Source organism: Labrenzia sp. OB1 (assembly GCF_001624695.1).
Taxonomy (GTDB): Bacteria; Pseudomonadota; Alphaproteobacteria; order Rhizobiales; family Stappiaceae; genus Roseibium.
On sequence record NZ_JSEP01000096.1, the window covers coordinates 1 to 691 of the forward strand.

Consider the following 691-nt stretch of genomic DNA (forward strand, 5'->3'; position numbering starts at 1 on the left):
CAGTCCGGCAAGACCCTGCCGATCTCCTTCGGCGCCGACGGCGGCGAGGTTGTCTGGAACGGCACCACCAGCGCCGGTATCCTCGGCATCGAGGGCGGCCCTGCCAGCATCTCCTTCGAGATCGTCGACAGYGCCACGACCAGCGTGCTTGTGATCAAGCAGGACCAGGGCGACCCGGCCAATCCGGTCACCGTCGCGGAGGTCACCCTCACCAAGGCGACCGGCGCCTACAGCTACGTTCAGGTGGCAAACCTTCTGCATGTCGACAACGGCGACAACGTCGAGGATGACGCCACCTTCGTGCTCGGCTACACCGTCACCGACGGCGACGGCGACACCGTCGACGGCTCCATCGATCTCATCATCGACGACGACACGCCGATCATCGAGGCCCACAGCCGGGCCGACTACCGGATCATCAGCGACGACGACGATGTTACGGGCCTCAACGGCAATCCGGGCTTTGGCGACAATCCTGTGGACGGCACGCCCAGCGACAGCCGGGAATACCACCAGTCCGGCAAGACCCTGCCGATCTCCTTCGGCGCCGACGGCGGCGAGGTTGTCTGGAACGGCACCACCAGCGCCGGTATCCTCGGCATCGAGGGCGGCCCTGCCAGCATCTCCTTCGAGATCGTCGACAGYGCCACGACCAGCGTGCTTGTGATCAAGCAGGACCAGGGCGACCCGG

Annotated in this window: 1 protein-coding gene; it reads left to right on the plus strand. The window is 65.9% G+C overall.

Annotated elements, in window-relative coordinates:
- On the plus strand, positions 1-691 hold a 691-nt coding region (locus tag OA90_RS29245), incomplete at both ends, for a hypothetical protein (protein ID WP_199823897.1).